The 20678-nt window shown below is 38.5% G+C and carries 17 protein-coding genes; 13 read left to right on the top strand and 4 right to left on the bottom strand.

Annotated features, from left to right (window positions below):
- The first annotated feature begins 38 nt into the window (after window positions 1–38).
- From AC625_RS23885 to AC625_RS23865, 5 genes are all read left to right on the top strand, one after another.
- A complete protein-coding gene (locus tag AC625_RS23885; RefSeq protein ID WP_049683925.1) occupies window positions 39–716 on the top strand; it encodes a DUF1028 domain-containing protein in 678 nt (225 codons plus the stop codon).
- 41 nt (window positions 717–757) lie between these two features.
- Window positions 758–2017: a Zn-dependent hydrolase gene (locus tag AC625_RS23880; RefSeq protein WP_049683924.1), complete on the top strand. Its 1260-nt coding sequence runs from the start codon at window positions 758–760 to the stop codon at window positions 2015–2017.
- Window positions 2018–2107: 90 nt separating this feature from the next.
- Window positions 2108–3532, top strand: coding sequence for an aspartate ammonia-lyase (aspA, locus tag AC625_RS23875; RefSeq protein WP_049683923.1), 1425 nt, complete (start codon window positions 2108–2110; stop codon window positions 3530–3532).
- 364 nt (window positions 3533–3896) lie between these two features.
- Complete coding sequence (locus AC625_RS23870; RefSeq protein WP_049683922.1) at window positions 3897–5345, top strand: amino acid permease; 1449 nt, start codon at window positions 3897–3899, stop codon at window positions 5343–5345.
- Window positions 5346–5483: 138 nt separating this feature from the next.
- Window positions 5484–5948 (top strand): Rid family hydrolase, encoded by a 465-nt coding sequence (locus AC625_RS23865; protein ID WP_049683921.1) that lies wholly within the window; start codon window positions 5484–5486, stop codon window positions 5946–5948.
- Between the two features lie 945 nt (window positions 5949–6893).
- Here the strand turns inward: AC625_RS23865 and hxlB are convergent.
- The 4 genes from hxlB to rpe form a co-directional block, all read right to left on the bottom strand.
- Window positions 6894–7451: a 6-phospho-3-hexuloisomerase gene (hxlB, locus tag AC625_RS23860; RefSeq protein ID WP_049683920.1), complete on the bottom strand. Its 558-nt coding sequence runs from the start codon at window positions 7449–7451 to the stop codon at window positions 6894–6896.
- 2 nt (window positions 7452–7453) lie between these two features.
- A complete protein-coding gene (gene hxlA / locus AC625_RS23855; RefSeq protein ID WP_049683919.1) occupies window positions 7454–8095 on the bottom strand; it encodes a 3-hexulose-6-phosphate synthase in 642 nt (213 codons plus the stop codon).
- A gap of 377 nt (window positions 8096–8472) precedes the next feature.
- Window positions 8473–8820, bottom strand: coding sequence for a winged helix-turn-helix transcriptional regulator (locus tag AC625_RS23850; protein ID WP_049683918.1), 348 nt, complete (start codon window positions 8818–8820; stop codon window positions 8473–8475).
- Window positions 8821–9414: 594 nt separating this feature from the next.
- Complete coding sequence (rpe, locus tag AC625_RS23845; RefSeq protein ID WP_049683917.1) at window positions 9415–10080, bottom strand: ribulose-phosphate 3-epimerase; 666 nt, start codon at window positions 10078–10080, stop codon at window positions 9415–9417.
- A gap of 583 nt (window positions 10081–10663) precedes the next feature.
- On the opposite strand from rpe, the gene glpX reads away from it, so the two are divergent.
- The 8 genes from glpX (at window position 10664) to AC625_RS23810 (ending at window position 20664) form a co-directional block, all read left to right on the top strand.
- Entirely contained in the window at window positions 10664–11638 is a 975-nt protein-coding gene (gene glpX, locus AC625_RS23840; RefSeq protein ID WP_049683916.1) for a class II fructose-bisphosphatase, read from the top strand.
- A gap of 29 nt (window positions 11639–11667) precedes the next feature.
- Window positions 11668–12531, top strand: coding sequence for a class II fructose-1,6-bisphosphate aldolase (gene fba, locus AC625_RS23835; RefSeq protein ID WP_049683915.1), 864 nt, complete (start codon window positions 11668–11670; stop codon window positions 12529–12531).
- Window positions 12532–12570: 39 nt separating this feature from the next.
- Entirely contained in the window at window positions 12571–14574 is a 2004-nt protein-coding gene (gene tkt, locus AC625_RS23830) for a transketolase (RefSeq protein WP_049683914.1), read from the top strand.
- A 481-nt stretch (window positions 14575–15055) separates the two neighbouring features.
- Window positions 15056–16015, top strand: a complete 960-nt coding sequence (gene pfkA, locus AC625_RS23825) for a 6-phosphofructokinase (RefSeq protein ID WP_049683913.1) — start codon at window positions 15056–15058, stop codon at window positions 16013–16015.
- Between the two features lie 92 nt (window positions 16016–16107).
- Complete coding sequence (gene rpiB / locus AC625_RS23820) at window positions 16108–16554, top strand: ribose 5-phosphate isomerase B (protein WP_049683912.1); 447 nt, start codon at window positions 16108–16110, stop codon at window positions 16552–16554.
- A gap of 463 nt (window positions 16555–17017) precedes the next feature.
- Window positions 17018–17161 (top strand): GapA-binding peptide SR1P, encoded by a 144-nt coding sequence (locus AC625_RS26220; RefSeq protein ID WP_082191308.1) that lies wholly within the window; start codon window positions 17018–17020, stop codon window positions 17159–17161.
- Window positions 17162–18012: 851 nt separating this feature from the next.
- Window positions 18013–19176 (top strand): N-methyl-L-tryptophan oxidase, encoded by a 1164-nt coding sequence (gene solA, locus AC625_RS23815; RefSeq protein WP_049683911.1) that lies wholly within the window; start codon window positions 18013–18015, stop codon window positions 19174–19176.
- 249 nt (window positions 19177–19425) lie between these two features.
- On the top strand, window positions 19426–20664 hold the full coding sequence (locus AC625_RS23810; RefSeq protein WP_049683910.1) for a M24 family metallopeptidase: 1239 nt from the start codon (window positions 19426–19428) through the stop codon (window positions 20662–20664).
- Window positions 20665–20678: the final 14 nt, after the last annotated feature.

Below are 20678 nucleotides of genomic sequence, written 5' to 3'. Positions count from 1 at the left end.
CTTTGTTGACCCTAATTTTTTGAGGGAGGAAAATTAAAATGACATTTTCTGTAGCAGGACGCTGTTCATCAACAGGAGCATTGGGAGCTATTGTTACTTCTAGTAGCCCTTCTGTGGGTGCTAGATGTCCGTGGGTTAAATCTAATACTGGGGTGATCTTGACACAGAACGTAACGGATCCGAGATTGGCAGACATCGGTCTTTCAACTTTAGAAAAAGGTTATCATGCTCAGGCAGCTATTAGAACGATGGTAGGTGCTTCTGACTTTTCGGAATTTAGACAATTAGCATGTGTAGATGCTGACGGAAATTCTAGTGTATTTACTGGAGAAAAAGCACTTGGAGTAAACGGAGAATTTTACGCGAAAGATGTTGCTAGTATTGGCAATCTATTAAGTGACCTAGAAATTCCAAAGGCGATGGGGCAATGTTTTCTAGAATTAAAGCACCTATCTTTACCTGAACGATTAATCGCAGCGATTGAACGCGGATTTACTATGGGAGGGGAATTGGATCAAGAGCATTCCATTGGCCTGCTAGTCTATCACCCAGATACTTCATTTGCGTTTGTAGATTTGCGTGTTGATTATAGTGACGATCCATTAAATGACTTGAAAAGACTTTGGGAAATTTACGGACCTCAAGCAAAGGATTACAAAATTAGAGCGATCGAGCCAGAACTTGCACCTTCTTATGGGGTAAAAGGTGACACGTAATAGAGATTGAATGTGAGTAGGAAGCGAGGCAGTGAAGAGCCATGCAAATAAATATCGATCGATTAATGGCGGATATCGAAAGGTATGCACATTACGGAAAAAATGATCAAGGTGGAGTAACAAGGCCTAGTTTTTCCCCAGCTGATTATGAAATAAGGGCATTATTTATAAAAGAATTAGAAGACATGGGATTAGAAGTCACTATTGATGGTGCTGCTAATATTTGGGGAAAGCTCAAAGGAACAGGGAAAAAGCAAGGTAGCTTAGTCATCGGTTCACATCTGGATTCTGTTCCGAATGGTGGCAAATATGATGGTCCTCTTGGTGTCCTTATGTCGAAAGAAATCATTCAAACTCTTATTGAAAATCAAGTAACGTTTGATCATGATTTAGAGATTGTTTCGTTTACAGCCGAAGAGTCAAATGATTTCAATTTATCAACGTTTGGCAGTCGTTCATTTGTTGGTAAGTTGACGGAAGAGATGTTAGAGGACGTCTATGATTCAAAAGGAACTAAACTTAGTCATGAACTTAAAAAGGCTGGAGGGGGCTTTGATAAGTTTCCAGTCATGGCAGGGATGAAGAAAGACACAAAAGCCTTTATTGAACTGCATATCGAGCAGGGACAGCGGTTAGAAAGTAAAGATATTTCGATGGCAGTTATAGATAAGGTAGTTGGGACTTATCGAAGTAAGGTAAGGGTGATCGGACAATCGAATCACTCGGGTACAACCATGATGGAACATCGTCAAGACGCATTAACAGCTGCAGCTGAAATGGTTCTTGAGGTGGAACGTCAATGCAAAAATGGTCATCGCCGTGTGGTAGGAACTGTTGGGAAATTGGATGTTTCCCCAAATGCAGCGAATATTATCCCAGGTCAAATCGATTTTATCTTGGAAGTAAGAGGAGAGAGAGAAGAGGATATCCAATATACTGTCAGCGCGATAGAAAGTGCGTGGAAAGAAATCGCTATAAATAGGAAGGTTAAAATTCAGCAGCAAACTTTTCTTGATCAAAAGCCGGTTGTTCTTAACGAAGACATTGTAAAAACTTTACAGAATACAGCTAATGAGATGAGAGAGCCATTTATGACGTTACCTAGTATGGCAGTACATGATGCGGCTCATATGGCTTCTATCACAAAGGCAGCCATGGTTTTTGTAAAAAGTATTGACGGAAAAAGTCATTGTCCTGAGGAATTAAGTTTGCCTGAAGATATTGAAAAGGCGGGGAACTTAATCTTAAAAGGGATCATCAATTTAGATCAAGAACGGTTTTCAAAGACTATGGTTCTTTAGGGGAATCAAGGATAGAGTGGTTCTTTTACCATTGTTTCGAATTTTGATAGAGTTGTTCCCTTTATTATTAAAAGACAAGGTGGATTCAACATGTTAAAAGAGAAATGGCGAATAGAGAAAGACTTCTTAGGTGAAAAAAGAGTACCATCAGATGTATATTATGGGATTCAAACGATACGTGCTGCCGAAAATTTTCCGATTACGGGATATCGTATTAACGAAGAATTAATCAAAGCAGTTGCAATGGTAAAGAAAGCAGCCGCAATAGCCAATATGAATAATCAACGTTTAGACGCTCGACTAGGTCAAGCGATTGTGCAGGCCGCAGATGAAATTATTGAAGGTAGATGGCTTAGTCATTTTATTGTTGACCCTATCCAAGGCGGTGCAGGCACATCCCTTAATATGAATGCCAATGAGGTCATTGCTAATCGCGCACTTGAATTGCTTGGATATGAAAAAAGCTCTTACCATCATTTAAGTCCGAATACTCACGTGAATATGTCTCAATCAACAAATGATGTGTTTCCGACAGCGATTCATATTTCAACACTTAAATGTTTAGGGAAACTATTAGAAACGATGTACGATATGAATAGAGTGATTAGGGGAAAAGCCCAACAATTTGACCACGTAATTAAAATGGGACGTACTCATTTGCAAGATGCTGTTCCTATTCGCCTTAGACAAGAGTTTGAAGCATATAGCTGTGTTCTTGAACGTGATATCAAGCGCATTCACCAAGCATGTCAACCTTTATATGAAATAAATATGGGTGCGACCGCAGTTGGAACAGGATTGAATGCTGACCCAGTTTATATTGAGAAAGTAGTAAGAATTCTCGCGGATATTAGTGGATTACCCCTTGAAAGGGCTAAGCACCTGATTGATGCCACTCAAAATACGGATTCATATACGGAAGTTTCAGCTACTTTAAAAATTTGTATGATTAATATGTCCAAAATTGCTAATGACCTTCGTTTAATGGCATCAGGTCCAAGCACAGGACTTGCTGAGATTTCCCTTCCAGCTCGTCAGCCTGGGTCATCTATTATGCCAGGAAAAGTGAATCCAGTGATGCCTGAGATGATTAACCAGGTAGCTTTTCAGGTTATTGGCAATGACCATACGATTTGTGCAGCTTCCGAAGCCGGACAGTTTGAATTGAACGTTATGGAACCTGTTCTTGTATTCAATCTACTTCAGTCGATTAGTATCATGAAAAATGCTTTTCGTTCATTTACAGATTATTGCCTAGCTGGAATTGAAGCGAATGAAGCTCATCTGAAAGAATATGTAGAAAAAAGTGTAGGAGTCCTTACAGCTGTTAACCCACATATTGGCTATGAAACTGCGGCAAGAATAGCAAGAAAGGCCATTTTAACAGGAAAATCTGTACGTGAATTATGCATTCAAGAAGGAGTTTTATCAAAAGAAGAGTTAGATCTTATTTTAAATCCATATGAAATGACGGAACCGGGCATTGCTGGAGTCGCATTATTAGACTCAAAGTAAACCTCACTATAAAAGAGTGATAGATTTCCACTACAATAGCCAGTCAAGTAATAATCTTGATTGGCTATTGGTACTATTTTTTCACTATATGAAAGGTATTAATGATTAAAATAAGATAATGAACATCGAAATTTCTATACAAAATAGGTATACTTAAATCGAACTGAATATTCTGAAAATTATTGACTTCCAAGACAAGAACTTATAATCTTCTACTAAAGGAATACTAAGGGACACAAACCGGTTGTAAAAGGATTAATGATCAATTATTTAAAGAGGGTGTAAGCGGATTCGTTTCGAGTGAAGTGGTATTCCGAGCCGGTTGAGAGATTGAATGAAAATCAAAATAAAGGAAGGTGGAAATATGGAGAATAACTATAATCAGCAGGATTCCTCTACACAGAGCCAACTTCAGAATACGTTAAAGAATCGTCATATCACAATGATCGCACTTGGTGGGATTATCGGAGCAGGGCTATTTGTAGGAAGTGGGGCAGTTATCAATTCATCCGGGCCAGCTGCTGTTATTAGTTACGCTTTGTCAGGAGCCTTAATATTTTTAGTTATGCGTATGATTGGGGAAATGGCGGTAGCTCAACCAAGGGCTGGTTCTATCTCCGAATATGCTAGGTCCGGATTAGGAAATTGGGCCGGATTTAGTGTCGGTTGGCTTTACTGGTATATGTGGGTAATTGTGGCCGCCATTGAAGCAGTAGCAGGCGCAGGTATTCTCGTTAATTATTTTCCGAATATACCACCTTGGTTTTTATGCTTAGTCTTGTTGGTTATCCTTACTTTAACTAATCTTTATTCGGTAAAATCATTTGCTGAAACTGAATTTTGGTTTGCTTCTATTAAGATATTTGCCATTGTTTTCTTCATTGTATTGGGAACGGTGTACTTACTTGGATTTTGGCCAGGGAGTGAATCACCAGGCCTTTCAAACTTCTATACCTCAGGTGGATTTTTCCCTCATGGAATTGTTGCGGCTTTAATTGGAAGTGTAACTTGTCTTTTTTCTATGGGAGGAGCAGAAATTGCTACGATTGCTGCGGCTGAATCAGATGAGCCTGCGAAGCTTGCTGCTAAGGCGACAAAACAAGTAATGAATCGAATCCTCTTCTTCTATGTCATCTCCGTCTTAGTTATTGTAGCGATTGTACCGTGGAACTTCGAATTTGCCGGCGTTGCTATTAAAAGTCCTTTCGCAGTTGCGCTTGAACAATTAGGGATTCCGTTTGCACCTTTTCTAATGGAAATTGTCGTTCTTACTGCAGTACTAAGTTCACTTAATGCCTGCCTCTACATTACTTCTAGAAGTTTATTTACCCTAACTAGAAAAGGAGATGCGCCTAAATTCCTTATTAAATTAAATAAGAGGGGCGTACCAGTAAGAGCTATACTTGCAGGAACAGTATTTGGATATGTCGGTGTCATCTTAAATTACTTTTTCCCAGAAACTGTTTTTCTGTTTTTGATTAATTCAGCTGGGGCAGTTATGCTTTTCTACTATTTAATAGTCGCGTTTGCTCAAATTCGTCTTCGCCGTAAGTTAGAACGGGATGCACCGGAAAAACTGCAATTAAAAATGTGGCTATTCCCTTATTTGTCCTATTTCACGATTTTTTGGATGATGGCGGTTATCGCTGTCATGGCATGGATTCCGAGTACACGCTCACAAGTGATATTAAGTTTGATTAGTTTTGGAGCCATTCTTGTGGCATATCTTGTTAAATCTCGTTACAGTAAGAAAGTCCAAGACCAAGTAACTGAACCAAAAGGGGAACATATTGATGTACCGATAAACAAATAAATTAGATGTAAAATTCAGAATATTGTAAATATATTGACATCAGAAATAAATGTCTGTATATTTTAATTAAAGGAATAGTTAAGGATTAATTCCTTAATTTAATGATAACATAATTGTATTTAGGAGGAATTATACGCTATGACAGTTCAAGGTGAAGTTAAAAATATTGAGATTAAAAGATTTAGAAAATTCGAGACAGAGAAATATTATCCTTCAACTTTAGGTCAGCCGGAGCATCATATTAAAAATGAATTCTGCATGGCCGTAAGAGCTGGAAATAGAATTTTCTTAAGAGGACAAACAGGCTTTGATATGGAAGGGAATTTCCACGGTATTGGAGATGTCGCAAAACAAACTGATCAGGCATGTAAGATGGTTAAACAACTGATTGAAGAAGCCGGTGGTACAATCAACGATATTTGTAAAATCACAGTATATATCCTTAAGCGGGAAGACAGAAGCAAAGTGTATCCAGTTATTGCGGAGCATTTCAAAGGTGTCTACCCTTGTAGCACAGGTTTAATCGTAAGTGGCTTTGCGATGCCAGAGATGTTAATGGAAATTGATGTTGAAGCTGTAATCAGTGGAAATAACGAAAATTAATAGATGTAATACAAAAACCGTAAAACCCTTAAAAAGAGTTTACGGTTTTTGTTTGGAATAAAGCTAAACAATCACATTTTACTGTTTAATTAGCTCTTATAAATCTATTCTTTATATTAAGGGCAAGATGGATAAAACTTCTCTGGAGTCAGAGTCCTTGGTATGTTATACATTGATATGATACGGCAACTTGGGAGACCCTACCGGTCTTTTCTTTTTTAGAAGAGTATGGTCAACAAGCGATAATAAGCAAGGAAACTAAACGCCGATGTAGGGAGTCGGATAGCGGCGTAGTACAATGAGTTGGGTAATGCCGATGGAGGAAAGGCTAGCTACCAGTTATCACCGTTACTAGGGACACATTTACTACACACAGAGGTAGGAATAATAAATGGAAACAAAACTACTAAGGATAGCAAAATTAGCAAAATCTGATCCTAAAATGAAATTTGCATCTCTTGCACATCTATTAAATAAGGAAGCATTAGTTCAATGTCATCTTGAACTACCCACCACTTAATTTTATACGAAATTTGAAGTAGGGGATTCCTGAGAACATCCAAGTATCCTTCGGCTATTTAGCAGGCTAACCTCGTAGTCCCTACGGTTATAACTTAATATTTTGTACGTTGACTTGCCACACGCCCTACTTTAACTAAGGGTTAGTAACTTCGGTACGTGTGAAGGCGAAAGAACGTTGAAGATTGTACCATGCAAACAAGTGTTTTTCTACGAAAAAAATCGATTCACCTCCCACTTATTTTTTGTCTATTTTTAAGCAAAGTGGAACTATTGGCAGTGTTGAAGACACTATTACATTCAGTATAGAGCCAAAAAGGGCAAGACAACAAAATTCAAAAAAGGATGCGATAAAGTCAATGAGCCATTGTCTTTAAAGTCATCCTTTTTTGAAAACGTATTTTACGTTATGAAAATTCAGTTATTCTACTCTAGATTGGCGTGGCGTCCATACATTTTGTCGGAATCCATGCCTTTTTTCTCCATGAAGCGGAGAATAATAGAATCATAGAATAATAGAAGGCTTTGTTCGAACAGAGAGCCCATTGGTTGAATGGATTTATTCCCTGTATCGACACCGGACTTCGCTTGAGCAGGAATTTCAATGACGATATCTGCCAAATCACCAATGGTGGAGTTCGGAAAAATCGTTACTGCCGCTACTGTTGCACCGATGCTTCTTGCTTTTTCTGCCATGGCAACCAGGCTTTTCGTTTCACCAGATCCGGAGCCGATGATAAAGATATCGCCTTCTTCCAAATTAGGTGTCACGGTTTCGCCCACAATATAAGGGTCAAGCCCCATATGCATCATACGCATGACAAAACATCTAGCCATGAAGCCTGATCTGCCAGCTCCTGCCACAAATACTTTTTTTGCGCTCAGAATGCCGTTTACGAGTTGTTCGGCATCTTCATCGCGAACGAGCGCTGCTGTTCGTTGAAGTTCTTGCAAAACGAGTTCGGTATACTGAGTTGTTTGCATAATTAAACGGTCACCGCTTCTTTAATTAAGCGTTGCATTTCAGCAGCTACAGCCTTTTTATCATCTTGGTTAGCAATACCGCCACCTACAATGATAAGGTCAGGGTTTGATTTAAGAACTTCAGGAAGTGTTTCTAATTTAATACCACCTGCGATTGCAGTTTTTGCATTTTTCACAACGCCTTTAATTGTTTCAAGGTCCTTAAATGAGTTTTGACCTTTTGCTTGTAGGTCGTAACCTGTATGTACACAAATATAGTCTACGCCCATTGCGTCAACTTCTTGCGCACGTTTAGCAAGATCTTTTACAGCAATTAAATCAATAAGAATCTTTTTACCTTGTTTTTTTGCTTCTGCAACTGCGCCTTTGATAGACTCATCTTCAGCTACAGCTAGAATAGTGACGATATCAGCGCCATGTTCAGATGCTTTTAAAACTTCATAACCTGCTGCATCCATTGTTTTCATGTCAGCTAAAACTTGTAATTGAGGGAATGCTTCCTTCATAGCTTTTACTGCTTGAAGACCTTCAATTTTAACAACCGGTGTACCAATCTCTACGATATCAATGAAATCTTTAACTTCTTCCACCAATTTAATTGCTTCTTCAGTATTTACTAGGTCTATCGCCAATTGTAGTTCCATGAATAACCCACTCCTTAATATAGTTTGTATATAATTGTTACTAACGATAGTATATATTCTAACTTTCGAAAAACAAAGTACGCACTTTATTATCATATAGTGTAGGAAAATATACTATTAGAGTAAAAAAGGAAAGTAAGGAGGCGTTTTTAGTGTAATAGTGATGGAGATATGATTAAACTATACCAATGTATTAAGGAAGTGAACCCATAAAAAAACCGTGTGTATAAGGTACCACTAAGGCTTCCACACACGGTTATGAGACATATTTAATTTGGATGAAAGGCGTTTAAATGTTTTATTGTTATAAATGACAGAATACTCACTTTGGAAAAATTCAAAATTACGTTAAAAATAATCTGGTATAGGATTGTTATCTATTGTGTTTTTACAGTATTGGCCGTCCCCATATACTCTTTTCCCCAGCTATACATAGCTTCCAAAATAGGCATTAAACTTTTGCCTTGCACTGTAAGAGAGTATTCAACTTTGGGAGGGACTACAGCAAACACTTCACGATGCACGATGAAATTATCTTCCAATTCTCGCAATTGACTGACGAGCATTCTTGGAGAGATACCTGGCATGAGAGATCGTAGTTCATTAAAACGTTTTTTTTCTTCTTTGCCTAAGTGCCATAAAATCAGCATCTTCCATTTTCCCCCGATAACAGAAAGGGTTAATTCTTTTTCACAGTTATAAGACTTACCACAAAGCTCTATCATGTTTGTCACCTCCAATTTGGAAAAGATATAAACCCGTCTATAATCAGTTTAAACATTCACTTACCAGTTCATTACTTCTGGATGGGGATAATACATTCTATGCAGTGAAGCTATACAGGTGGGAAATGATAGAAGAAGGTGAACAGTTCATTAAGAATGTCAGTATGACGATGTCACAATTCATGCACAGCCTGTTTGTTGTAGGAGATAGAGAATGCTGTCTTTAAGTAATGTTTGAACTTCAACCTAGAAAAACTATTAAAATGTCACTTTGTAAATACATTATCTGTAAATCGTAAAGTATTATAAATCCTATGCTAGCTTAGATTAAGCAATCAAAATGTCTAAGGTAAGCAAAATACTCTGGAATTTTTTCTTAAATACATGTCAATTTCCGGCTTACATCGCGTTAAACTTTACTTTAAGAAAAAGCCAAGGCTTTTAGGAAAGGCACTTGGCGAATTCTGCAACATGACTAGCATTCGTTCGCAGTCTAGCATGCAACAAAGAAAAGGGTATACAATTAGAATAGGTGAGTGTACTTATCACAAAGGTTTGCTGGATGATACACTACTAATCAACATGTACGAATTGTTAAATTATAGCTGAATTTACTCCGTGCCTAATGGATTGAATGGCTTGACTACGATCTTGTTGATTATAAATGGCTGATCCAGCGACAAGAACATTGGCACCTGCTTCGACGCATAGTCTAGCTGTTTCAGGATTTACGCCACCATCCACCTCAATTTCAACATCCAAGTTTTTCTCTGCCACAAGATCAGCAACTTCTCTAATTTTAGGGAGAACAGAATGAATAAACGATTGTCCCCCAAAGCCTGGATTCACTGTCATTAGCAATACAAGGTCAACATCCTCAATCACATGATGAATCGTGGAAACAGGTGTATGTGGATTTAAAACAACTCCAGCTTTCGCACCTGTTGATTTAATTAGTTGAATCGTTCTGTGTAGGTGTGGACAGGCCTCCACATGTACAGATATGATATCAGCCCCTGCTTTTGCGAACATATCGACATATTGATCAGGATTTTCAATCATTAAATGTACATCTAGCGGTAACTGAGTGACAGGTCTAATGGCATCGACGATGAGTGGTCCAATGGTTATATTCGGAACAAAATGACCATCCATAACATCGACATGGATGTAATCCGCTCCGCCCCGTTCAACATCTTTTATGTCTTCTCCAAGCTTCGCGAAGTTAGCTGAAAGAATAGAAGGTGCAATTTTAATCATAATGTAATCCTCCGATTTTTTTAGTAGAAAAAAACATTCACTATAGTTAGAGTGATGTTTGTTTTCCCCCTGATGAATTAGGAACTATGAATCATTTCGATATTAGTTTTTTGTATAAATAGGTATAGTCTGCTTACTAGTGTTGACTAGTTTTACTTTCATGCTTCTATACTATTTATTTTTTTATCGTGTGTCTAGGTTTTATTAAATATCCCGGTTGAACCTATGCTTACATAAATAATTACATAAAGAAACTGTATTTTCCCGAATAATGGGATTTTATCATAAAACTTATTTTATTAAAAATTATGAGATAAAAGAAGATGGACGATCGAATTTTTCAAAAAAATAATGAAATCAAGTTGAGCTCAGCTTCATCTTTTGAAAAAATGATAAATTAGGAAAAAATCGGGATTTTGTTTTCAGAAAATTTAGTTAAAAGTATACTCCCGAATACTATATGTTAATAAAGTGCGTACTTACAGATACGGAATATACGCGATATACTATGGCTGTACAGGTGGGAACTCAATTTAGAAACATTGTAACGTATCGTAAGTAATATTTAACAGGAGGTGACCTGATGAACCATTTGAAAAATAATGTACTTTACGAAAAAGATATTCAGACACTAGCTATGGACTTTCTCACAGTCGCACAGAAAGCAGCTATCGCTTCCTATCCGTGGATAGGAAAAGGAAACAAGATAGAAGCGGATGGTGCTGGAACCGAAGCCATGCGCAATCAAATGAATCTTATCGATATGAGTGGTTTGATTGTTATTGGTGAAGGTGAAATGGATGAAGCACCGATGCTCTACATTGGCGAGGAGCTTGGAACGAAGAACGGTCCTCAAGTTGATATTGCGGTTGATCCGGTTGAAGGGACAACGATGATGTCCAAGGGACAAGATAATGCCTTAACCGTTATTGCTGTATCCACTAAAGGTAGTTTATTACATGCTCCAGATATGTACATGCACAAGATCGCGGTAGGGCCAAAAGCAAAAGGTTCCATAAACATAGATGCAACCTTGACAGAAAATATGAAATCAGTTGCTAAAGCTTTACGTAAAGACGTGAGAGAATTGACGGTTATGATCCAAGACAGACCACGTCACGATCATTTAATTAAACAAGTGCTTGATGCAGGTGCTCGAGTTAAGTTGTTTGCTGATGGGGACGTTACAGGAGCCATCGCTACTGCAATCGAAGAAATCGATGTTGATATATTAGTAGGTATGGGTGGTGCTCCAGAAGGGGTTATTGCCGCGACAGCCTTGAAATGTATGGGAGGAGATTTCCAAGCAAAACTTGCGCCTCAAGAACCAGAAGAATTTGATCGCTGCATTAAAATGGGAATATCTGATCCTGAAAAAGCCTTAACAATCGATGATATTGTGAAATCTGAAGATTGTTTTTTTGTCGCAACAGGAATTACCGATGGCATGCTAATGAGAGGGATTCGAAAACGCAATGATGGTTTAATCCTTTCACATTCTTTTGTAGCAGTTGGCGGTAACTCGAAGCATTATCAGTTTGTTGAAGCGTTTCATTAATAAATAACATATAAAAAGGAGAGAATCATATGGCATTAGTATCAATGAAGGATATGTTAATTCAAGCAAAAGAAAAAGGGTATGCAGTAGGACAATTTAATATCAATAACCTTGAGTTCACTCAAGCAATTTTACTCGCTGCTAAAGAAGAAAATTCACCAGTTATTCTTGGAGTATCCGAAGGTGCTGCTCGTTACATGGGTGGTTTTAAATTAATCGTATCAATGGTAAAAGAATTGATCGAAGAATATGATGTAACCGTTCCTGTAGCCATCCACCTTGACCATGGTTCTAGCTTAGAAAAATGTGTGCAAGCCATTCATGCTGGATTTACATCTGTCATGATCGATGGTTCTCATCATCCACTTTCTGAAAATATCGAAATCACGAAACGCGTCGTAGAAATCGCGCACGCGGTTGGTGTATCTGTTGAAGCAGAACTTGGTCGAATCGGCGGGCAAGAAGATGATCTTAGTGTAGATGCAGCAGATGCATTTTATGCGATTCCTTCAGAGTGTGAGCAATTGGTTCGTGAAACTGGCGTAGATTGCTTTGCCCCTGCATTAGGTTCTGTCCATGGACCGTATAAAGGTGAACCTAATCTCGGATTTGACCGTATGAAGGAAGTAATGGAACTAACAGGTATCCCTCTCGTTCTTCATGGTGGAACAGGTATTCCAACAAAAGATATTGAAAAAGCTATTTCACTTGGATCAGCAAAAATTAACGTGAATACAGAAAGCCAAATTTCTTCTACGAATGCGGTTCGTGCCGTGTTAAGTAATGATGATAAAGTATACGATCCACGTAAATTCCTAGGACCAGCTCGCGATGCAATTAAAGAAACGGTTCAAGGGAAAATGCGTGAATTTGGTTCTTCAGGTCAAGCTTAATTCGTAAAAAGTATTTTATGAAAAGAAAGGGGAAAAAACATGATTGAACAACAAGTAAGTGTTGACCAACTGTCTATTAATACGATTAGAACCCTCTCCATTGATGCAATTGAAAAAGCTGGATCTGGTCACCCTGGCATGCCGATGGGGGCCGCACCAATGGCTTACACACTTTGGACACAGTTTATGAACTATAATCCAAGTAATCCGAAATGGTTTAATCGTGACCGTTTTACGTTATCTGCAGGCCATGGCTCTATGCTGCTATATAGTTTGTTACATTTAACAGGTCATGATTTACCAATAGAAGAGTTAAAACAATTCCGTCAATGGGGCAGTAAAACACCGGGACATCCTGAATTTGGACATACGGCGGGTGTCGATGCTACGACTGGACCACTTGGTCAAGGTATTTCGATGGCTGTTGGAATGGCGATGGCTGAAAGACATTTAGCCACAACGTATAATGTGGATGATTTGAATGTCATTGATCACTATACATACAGTATTTGTGGAGATGGTGATCTAATGGAGGGAGTATCTGCAGAAGCAGCCTCATTAGCTGGTCACCTTCAGCTTGGCCGATTAATTGTACTTTATGATTCAAATGATATTTCACTTGATGGTGAACTTAATAAGTCTTTTAGTGAAAGTGCTGCAGATCGCTTTAAAGCATATGGTTGGCAAGTACTTCGTGTTGAGGACGGAAATGATATCAAAGCAGTTGCAGACGCTTTAAGTAAAGCAAAAGCTAATGAGAGCCAACCTACATTAATTGAAGTGAAAACGGTCATTGGTTATGGATCACCAAATAAAGGTGGCAAATCTGATTCACATGGAGCACCTCTAGGTAAGGACGAAATGAAACTGGTGAAGGAACAATACGGCTGGAATTATGAAGAAGACTTTTATATTCCAGAAGAGGTACAATCATATTTTGCTGAACTTAAAGAAGCATCCGAGAAAAAAGAACAAGTGTGGAATGAATTGTTCGCTCGATATGAAAAATTGTATCCGGATGCTGCAAAAGAGTTAACCCTTGCAATAAATGGTGAGCTTCCTGCAAATTGGGACGCAAATGTTCCCGTTTACCGTGTAGGGGAAGACAAGCTTGCTACTCGTACTTCCAGCGGTGAAGTGTTAAATGGTCTTAATAAAAATGTTCCTCAGTTATTCGGAGGTTCAGCTGATTTATCCTCTTCAAATAAAACATTACTAAAAGGCGAAACGGATTTTAGCGCTAGCAATTATGGCGGGCGAAATATCTGGTTTGGTGTTCGTGAGTTTGGAATGGGTGCTGCTCTCAATGGAATGGCACTTCACGGAGGCGTGAAAGTATTTGGAGCTACATTCTTTGTATTCTCCGATTATCTACGGCCGGCTATTCGTCTTTCAGCCTTAATGCAGGTGCCAGTTACGTATGTATTTACACATGATAGTATTGCCGTAGGGGAGGATGGTCCAACACACGAACCTATTGAACAATTAGCCTCTTTACGAGCGATGCCAGGACTTTCTACCATTCGTCCTGCTGACGGAAATGAAACGGCTGCGGCTTGGAAGCTTGCTCTAGAAAGCAAAGATCAACCAACGGCTCTTATCCTTACACGCCAAGACTTACCAACACTTGCTGATTCTGAAAAAGCGTATGCAGGTGTATGTTATGGAGGGTATGTAATCTCAGAAGCAAAAGGGGATGTTGCCGGCTTGTTATTGGCATCAGGGTCTGAAGTTCCCTTGGCAGTTGAAGCACAAGAAGTGTTGGCAGAAGAAGGAATTTACGTTTCTGTTATTAGTATGCCAAGTTGGGACCGTTTTGAAAAACAAACTACTGCATACAAAGAAACAGTAATTCCGAAGCATGTAAAGGCGCGACTAGGTATTGAAATGGGTGCATCTATAGGCTGGAGTAAATATGTTGGCGATAGTGGAGATGTATTAGCTATTGATCAATTCGGCGCTTCGGCACCTTATGACAAGATCATTGAGGCGTATGGTTTTACCGTTGAAAATGTCGTCACTCGCTTTAAAAAATTATTGTAAAAATAATTGTATCTATTAATACCGAGGAAAATAAACAATTAAAGAATTCAGATGATAAATTATTATCTGAATAAATGAAGAAGAGCCAGATGATACGAAAGTTACGGCTCAGAATTCAAATTCAAATAGCTTGTTTTATGAATAAGCGGGTATGGATTTTGGGCAGATTTCACCAATAGGTGGACCTGCCCTTTTTTAACCAAACTATTAATTTAAGTGAAATAAGGTAGAAATCTCATAAATGTTAACTTAATTTAAAATTTAGGTCCATTAAGGTAATTGTAGGGGATTTATATGAGTCTCTCAGCATAAATATAGATAAAAACAGGAACTCCGTTAGCCATTCTACTTTCTATTAATACAATTAGAGGAGGATTAGGCTAAAATTTGTACTTCAAGATGAAGTGAATCTTATTCACCACTATACGAGGCGTCTATATGTTGGCACTTCGTGATGCCGTAAAGATGGAGGAAATGAGCGATGAATAAAATTGCCCTATTAACAAGTGGCGGAGATGCGCCAGGTATGAATACTGCTATTCGAGCAGTCGTTAGAAGAGGGATTTTTAAAGGGTTGGATGTTTACGGAGTGAAAAACGGCTACAAAGGGTTAATGTCTGGGCATTTTACACCAATGGATTTTAAAAGTGTCGGTGATATTCTTCATCGAGGAGGCACGATTTTACAAAGTACAAGATGTGACGAATTCAAGACAGAAGAAGGTCAGAAACAAGCAATCGCACAAATGGAAAGTGCGGGGATCTCTGGTTTAATTGTTATCGGAGGAGATGGTTCTTTTCAAGGGGCGAGTAAACTAAATGACAAAGGGTTTGCTGCCATTGGTATTCCAGGCACGATTGATAATGACATTTCAGGAACGGACTATACAATTGGATTCGATACAGCTGTTAATACAGCTGTGGACGCTATTGATAAAATTCGTGATACTGCTTCCTCCCATGAACGTACGTATGTGATTGAGGTAATGGGGAGAAATGCAGGAGACATTGCATTGTGGGCGGGTACGTGTGCCGGTGCAGAGTCTATTATTATACCAGAGGCGATGGATGACGTAGATGATGTGATTGATCGCGTGCAAAGGGGAGCTGCGCGTGGGAAAATCCACAGCATTATTGTTGTAGCTGAAGGGGTAGGAAAAGGTCATGAACTTGGACAAGTCATTGAAGAGCGAACCGGATTTGAAACAAAAGTGACAATCCTCGGCCATTTTCAACGAGGAGGCTCACCTAGCGCTTACGATCGGATGATGAGCACTCAAATGGGAGCGAAAGCTGTGGATTTGTTCGTAGAAGGGGTTTCAGGTGTAATGGTAGGATTAAAGAATGGAAAACTGGTTCATACACCATTTAAGGAGGCTTTAGAGAATAAGCGTACGATTGATTTGGACATCTATGATCTAGCAAGAAGTCTTTCTATATAGAGGGAGACACATGAGATATTGATATTGTAAGCGAACCAGTATGTGGAACGATAAGAGTTACATGAATCATTGCATAAAAGGGAGGAACGAAAATGAAAGTAGCCATTGCTTCAGATCACGGTGGAGTAAATATTCGCCAAGAAATTATCAATTTAATGAAAGATATGAATATTGAATATGTGGACTTAGGGTGTGAGTGTAGTACATCTGTAGACTATCCAGACTATGCCGTTCCAGTTGCTGAAAAAGTAGCGAATGGTGAAGTGGATCGAGGAATATTGATTTGTGGGACAGGTATTGGAATGAGTATTGCGGCGAATAAAGTAAAGGGAATTCGATGTGCATTAGTGCACGACATGTTTAGCGCTCGAGCAACGAGGGAGCATAATGATACCAATGTGTTAGCGATGGGAGAACGTGTCATCGGTCCAGGATTAGCTCGTGCGATTGCGGAAATTTGGTTGACAACTCCTTTTGAAGGAGGCAGACACGAAAGTCGCGTCTGTAAAATAACCGAGTATGAAAACGCTCTTGGATGAAATTTTCCAATGATCATGTAAGAATACTATGAGTGAGCAAATAGATCGTTTCAATGAATGTGTCAGACTGCTGAGTTGGTTTCAGCAGTCTTTGTTAATTTTTGAAGAAGAACGGTGGAATGTAAAGAAAGTATCCTTTATCACACTATGTAAAAATAAAGTGTGTACTTGTTTAGAAAGCACATTTGCTTAATAATTAAACTAACAAAGCGCTTACACTGTTTATAAACAGTGATGAGCAGGGTGACAAACGTATCTTAAAGTAGAAATGATATGTATCGGGTTCGTTGAAGGAATTGCTTACTACTTGTAAAGAGTGTCGCTACAAAATTTTATTGGAAATGAAAAATTGGTAATGTAGATGATCCATCAAAATCAAGTGAATGTCTGTATTCCATGAATGAGCCTATATTTGCGGAATATGAGAATGAGTACAATTATTCTATAAAAAGGTGGGAGAAACATGTCAAACTATATTGCGCAAGGTTCAATTATTTGTAAACACTGTGGAGAGCTCATTGACACTATGCCTACAGAAAAAGTGACTGTCTACTATTCTGAATGTAAGCAAGAAAAATGCGAAAATCGTGAGTCACAAGAAGCATAGAAGCATAGAAGCATAGAAGCAGTAATACTACTAATCTAGGATGGATCGACAGAAATAACCTCGATGAAAGAGTCAATTTAGGACTCATCATATAAGTGGTTATTAGGATTAAATTTTTTAGATAGATTACCAGTTACATTTCAACTTAGTCGATTTCCTTATATGTTAAGGAAATCGGCTTTTTATTTTCAAAAAGTGTGGTTTAAAACCACTGTCTTTAGACGGTATATGCTTTAGCCTAGATCTTTAGTTTTGAACTATTGTTCTTCAGGGGGGCTTTAGTCTAAATGGATTCCACCTACTTTAGTAGGCGGTCGTTCAATTTTCTCGATGATTAAAGAAGAAAATAGTGAGTACATGTTTACTTACTACTCCCTCTTTTACAAGATATCGAAGAATGAAAGAGTTATTAATTCGTATGTTTGTTCATGATGCACAAGAATTACTTTTTTTCGAAAAAATATTAAGCAGCATTGTACAATTGTTACACATGATGAATGGCTGTATGATACATTTATACATTAAATATCCAGAACATTCTTAATAAAAAATTAAATAAGTAACCCAGTAAAAAACAGCTGTTTGTATAGTGAAAAAAGACTTAACCTAATTCGTTATTAATTTATGAAATAGGTTTTTCACTAAAGGAGATGAAGATATAAACCTTAAACTGCTGCAAAAAAGAGAAAAGATTTTGTCACTTTCTCAATTTTTCAGAGAGGGAAGAGCAGAAAGAATCGGTATGCTTTAGCATAACTGCATTTTACATTCTATCTTAACTTTGAAAAATATGAATTGAGTGATATAGATTTTAAATTATTACGATATTAATGATCTTTGGAGGGGCTATTATGAGTACACATTTTGATGTGATCGTTGTCGGCGCTGGATCAATGGGAATGGCCGCAGGGTATCAATTAGCAAAACAAGGAGTCAAAACATTATTGGTGGATGCATATGATCCACCACATACAGAAGGTAGCCATCATGGTGATACTCGTATTATCCGCCATGCTTACGGTGAAGGAAGAGAATATGTTCCTTTTGCCCTAAGAGCACAAGAGTTATGGTATGAACTAGAAAAAGAAACACACCATAAAATATTTACGAAAACTGGCGTACTGGTATTTGGTCCAAAAGGTGATTCAGATTTTGTTGCAGAAACGATGGAAGCGGCAGCGGAACATTCATTGACTGTTGATTTACTAGAAGGGGATGAAATAAACAAGCGGTGGCCGGGAATAACCGTTCCTGAAAATTTCAATGCTATTTTTGAACCAAACTCAGGCGTATTATTCAGTGAAAATTGTATTCGTGCCTATCGCGAGCTAGCTGAAGCAAAGGGGGCTAAAATATTAACATATACACGTGTTGAAGATTTTGAAGTTTCTCAGGATCTGGTTAAAATTCAAACAGCAAATGGGTCCTATACAGCTGATAAATTAATCGTTAGTATGGGGGCTTGGAATAGCAAACTCCTTTCAAAATTAAATCTTGACATTCCATTACAACCATACCGTCAAGTTGTCGGTTTCTTTGAATCTGATGAATCAAAGTATAACAATGCGACTGATTTTCCGGGATTCATGGTTGAAGTTCCAAACGGTATTTATTACGGATTCCCAAGCTTCGGTGGATGCGGATTGAAAATAGGGTATCATACGTATGGTCAACAAATTGATCCTGATACGATTAACCGTGAATTTGGCGCTTATCCAGAGGATGAAAGTAATCTTCGCAATTTCTTGGAAAAATATATGCCAGAAGCAAATGGAGAATTAAAAAGAGGGGCCGTCTGCATGTACACGAAAACACCAGATGAGCATTTCGTTATCGATACGCATCCTGAACATTCCAACGTCTTTATCGCAGCTGGTTTCTCTGGACATGGCTTTAAATTTTCAAGTGTAGTCGGTGAAGTGTTAAGTCAATTAGCAACAACTGGTAAAACGGAACATGATATTTCTTTATTTTCGATAAATCGACCTGCTTTAAAACAGAAAACAACGATTTAAAAAAGTCAATTTGTATATCATAATTCAGGAATTATTTGAAAGCGGATTCATATTTGTTCGTAAGAGCGCAGTGGTTGAAAAGTGACTGAATTATCAGCTCTAAATGTGAATGAACTAAGCTCCATTTATATGTAAAAGGGCTAGTCGGGAAATCAGTGAGTTATCTGTTTTTATCTATATAAACAGAATTATATATAAATAGAAAAACAAAACTCTAATTAAAATTGTGGAAAAGGAAAGGTGAATCATATGGTACAACAAATCACAGATCTTGAGAGAACAAAAATTCTACAAAACGGTGGAAAAAAAGTACAACCTACTTTCTCAAAAGAAGAAATGACTCGTCGTAATACGAATTTACGCCAATATATGGCCAAATCGGGAATCGATGCGATTGTGTTCACTTCTTACCATAATATTAATTATTATAGTGACTTCTTATATACATCTTTCAACAGATCTTATGCGCTTGTTGTTACGCAAGACAAGCATGTGACAGTGAGTGCCAATATTGATGCTGGTATGCCATGGAGACGCAGTTTTGATGAAAATATTGTCTACACGGATTGGAGAAGGGACAATTATCTGTATGCTGTGAAAAAGATCTTAACAGAATCAGGCTTCACACGTGGACGTCTCGGTGTGGAAGATGATCATTTGACGCTAGATTTACGTCGTCAGGTGAAGGATGCTTTGCCTGACGCAGAACTTATTGATGTTTCGAAAGATGTGATGAAACACCGGATGTTTAAGTCGGAAGAGGAAATTGATCTGATTAAAAACGGAGCCCGTATTGCAGATATCGGTGGGGCTGCCATTGTGGAAGCGATTCGCGAAGGCGTACCGGAATATGAAGTAGCTCTCCAAGGTACAGAAGCGATGGTACGTGAAATTGCTCGTACGTACCCTCATGCTGAACTGAGAGACACATGGGTGTGGTTCCAATCCGGTATCAACACGGATGGAGCGCATAACTGGGCAACTTCCCGCAAGTTACAAAAAGGAGATATTCTGAGCCTGAACTGTTTCCCGATGATCGCTGGATACTATACGGCCCTTGAGCGTACATTGTTCTTGGAAGACGTGTCTGATCGCCATCTAGAGCTATGGGAAATCAACTGTAAAGTGCACAGACGCGGTCTTGAATTAATCAAACCAGGTGCTAGATGTATGGATATTGCTGCTGAATTGAATGAAATCTATCGTGAGCACAATCTTTTAGCGAACCGGACTTTCGGGTACGGACACTCATTCGGTGTACTGAGCCACTATTACGGTCGTGAGGCAGGATTGGAGCTTCGGGAGGACATTGAGACAGTACTAGAGCCAGGTATGGTTGTGTCGATGGAGCCGATGATCATGGTTCCAGAAGGAGAGGCAGGAGCTGGCGGATATCGTGAGCATGACATCCTTGTGATTGGCGAAAACGGTGCAGATAATATCACTGGATTCCCATTTGGTCCAGAACATAACATTATTAAAAAGTAATTCAATCGATCTCC

Source organism: Peribacillus loiseleuriae (assembly GCF_001183985.1).
Classification (GTDB): domain Bacteria; phylum Bacillota; class Bacilli; order Bacillales; family DSM-1321; genus Peribacillus; species Peribacillus loiseleuriae.
The sequence above is the reverse complement of the archived record's forward strand: the minus strand, read 5'-3'. Positions and strand labels throughout refer to the sequence as shown.

Bases quoted from the DNA above. Each gene is read 5' to 3' on its own strand.
- AC625_RS23885 (WP_049683925.1), top strand. From the start codon at position 39: ATGACATTTTCTGTAGCAGGACGCTGTTCATCAACAGGAGCATTGGGA.
- AC625_RS23880 (WP_049683924.1), top strand. From the start codon at position 758: ATGCAAATAAATATCGATCGATTAATGGCGGATATCGAAAGGTATGCA.
- aspA (WP_049683923.1), top strand. From the start codon at position 2,108: ATGTTAAAAGAGAAATGGCGAATAGAGAAAGACTTCTTAGGTGAAAAA.
- AC625_RS23870 (WP_049683922.1), top strand. From the start codon at position 3,897: ATGGAGAATAACTATAATCAGCAGGATTCCTCTACACAGAGCCAACTT.
- AC625_RS23865 (WP_049683921.1), top strand. From the start codon at position 5,484: ATGACAGTTCAAGGTGAAGTTAAAAATATTGAGATTAAAAGATTTAGA.
- hxlB (WP_049683920.1), bottom strand. From the start codon at position 7,451: ATGCAAACAACTCAGTATACCGAACTCGTTTTGCAAGAACTTCAACGA.
- hxlA (WP_049683919.1), bottom strand. From the start codon at position 8,095: ATGGAACTACAATTGGCGATAGACCTAGTAAATACTGAAGAAGCAATT.
- AC625_RS23850 (WP_049683918.1), bottom strand. From the start codon at position 8,820: ATGATAGAGCTTTGTGGTAAGTCTTATAACTGTGAAAAAGAATTAACC.
- rpe (WP_049683917.1), bottom strand. From the start codon at position 10,080: ATGATTAAAATTGCACCTTCTATTCTTTCAGCTAACTTCGCGAAGCTT.
- glpX (WP_049683916.1), top strand. From the start codon at position 10,664: ATGAACCATTTGAAAAATAATGTACTTTACGAAAAAGATATTCAGACA.
- fba (WP_049683915.1), top strand. From the start codon at position 11,668: ATGGCATTAGTATCAATGAAGGATATGTTAATTCAAGCAAAAGAAAAA.
- tkt (WP_049683914.1), top strand. From the start codon at position 12,571: ATGATTGAACAACAAGTAAGTGTTGACCAACTGTCTATTAATACGATT.
- pfkA (WP_049683913.1), top strand. From the start codon at position 15,056: ATGAATAAAATTGCCCTATTAACAAGTGGCGGAGATGCGCCAGGTATG.
- rpiB (WP_049683912.1), top strand. From the start codon at position 16,108: ATGAAAGTAGCCATTGCTTCAGATCACGGTGGAGTAAATATTCGCCAA.
- AC625_RS26220 (WP_082191308.1), top strand. From the start codon at position 17,018: ATGTCAAACTATATTGCGCAAGGTTCAATTATTTGTAAACACTGTGGA.
- solA (WP_049683911.1), top strand. From the start codon at position 18,013: ATGAGTACACATTTTGATGTGATCGTTGTCGGCGCTGGATCAATGGGA.
- AC625_RS23810 (WP_049683910.1), top strand. From the start codon at position 19,426: ATGGTACAACAAATCACAGATCTTGAGAGAACAAAAATTCTACAAAAC.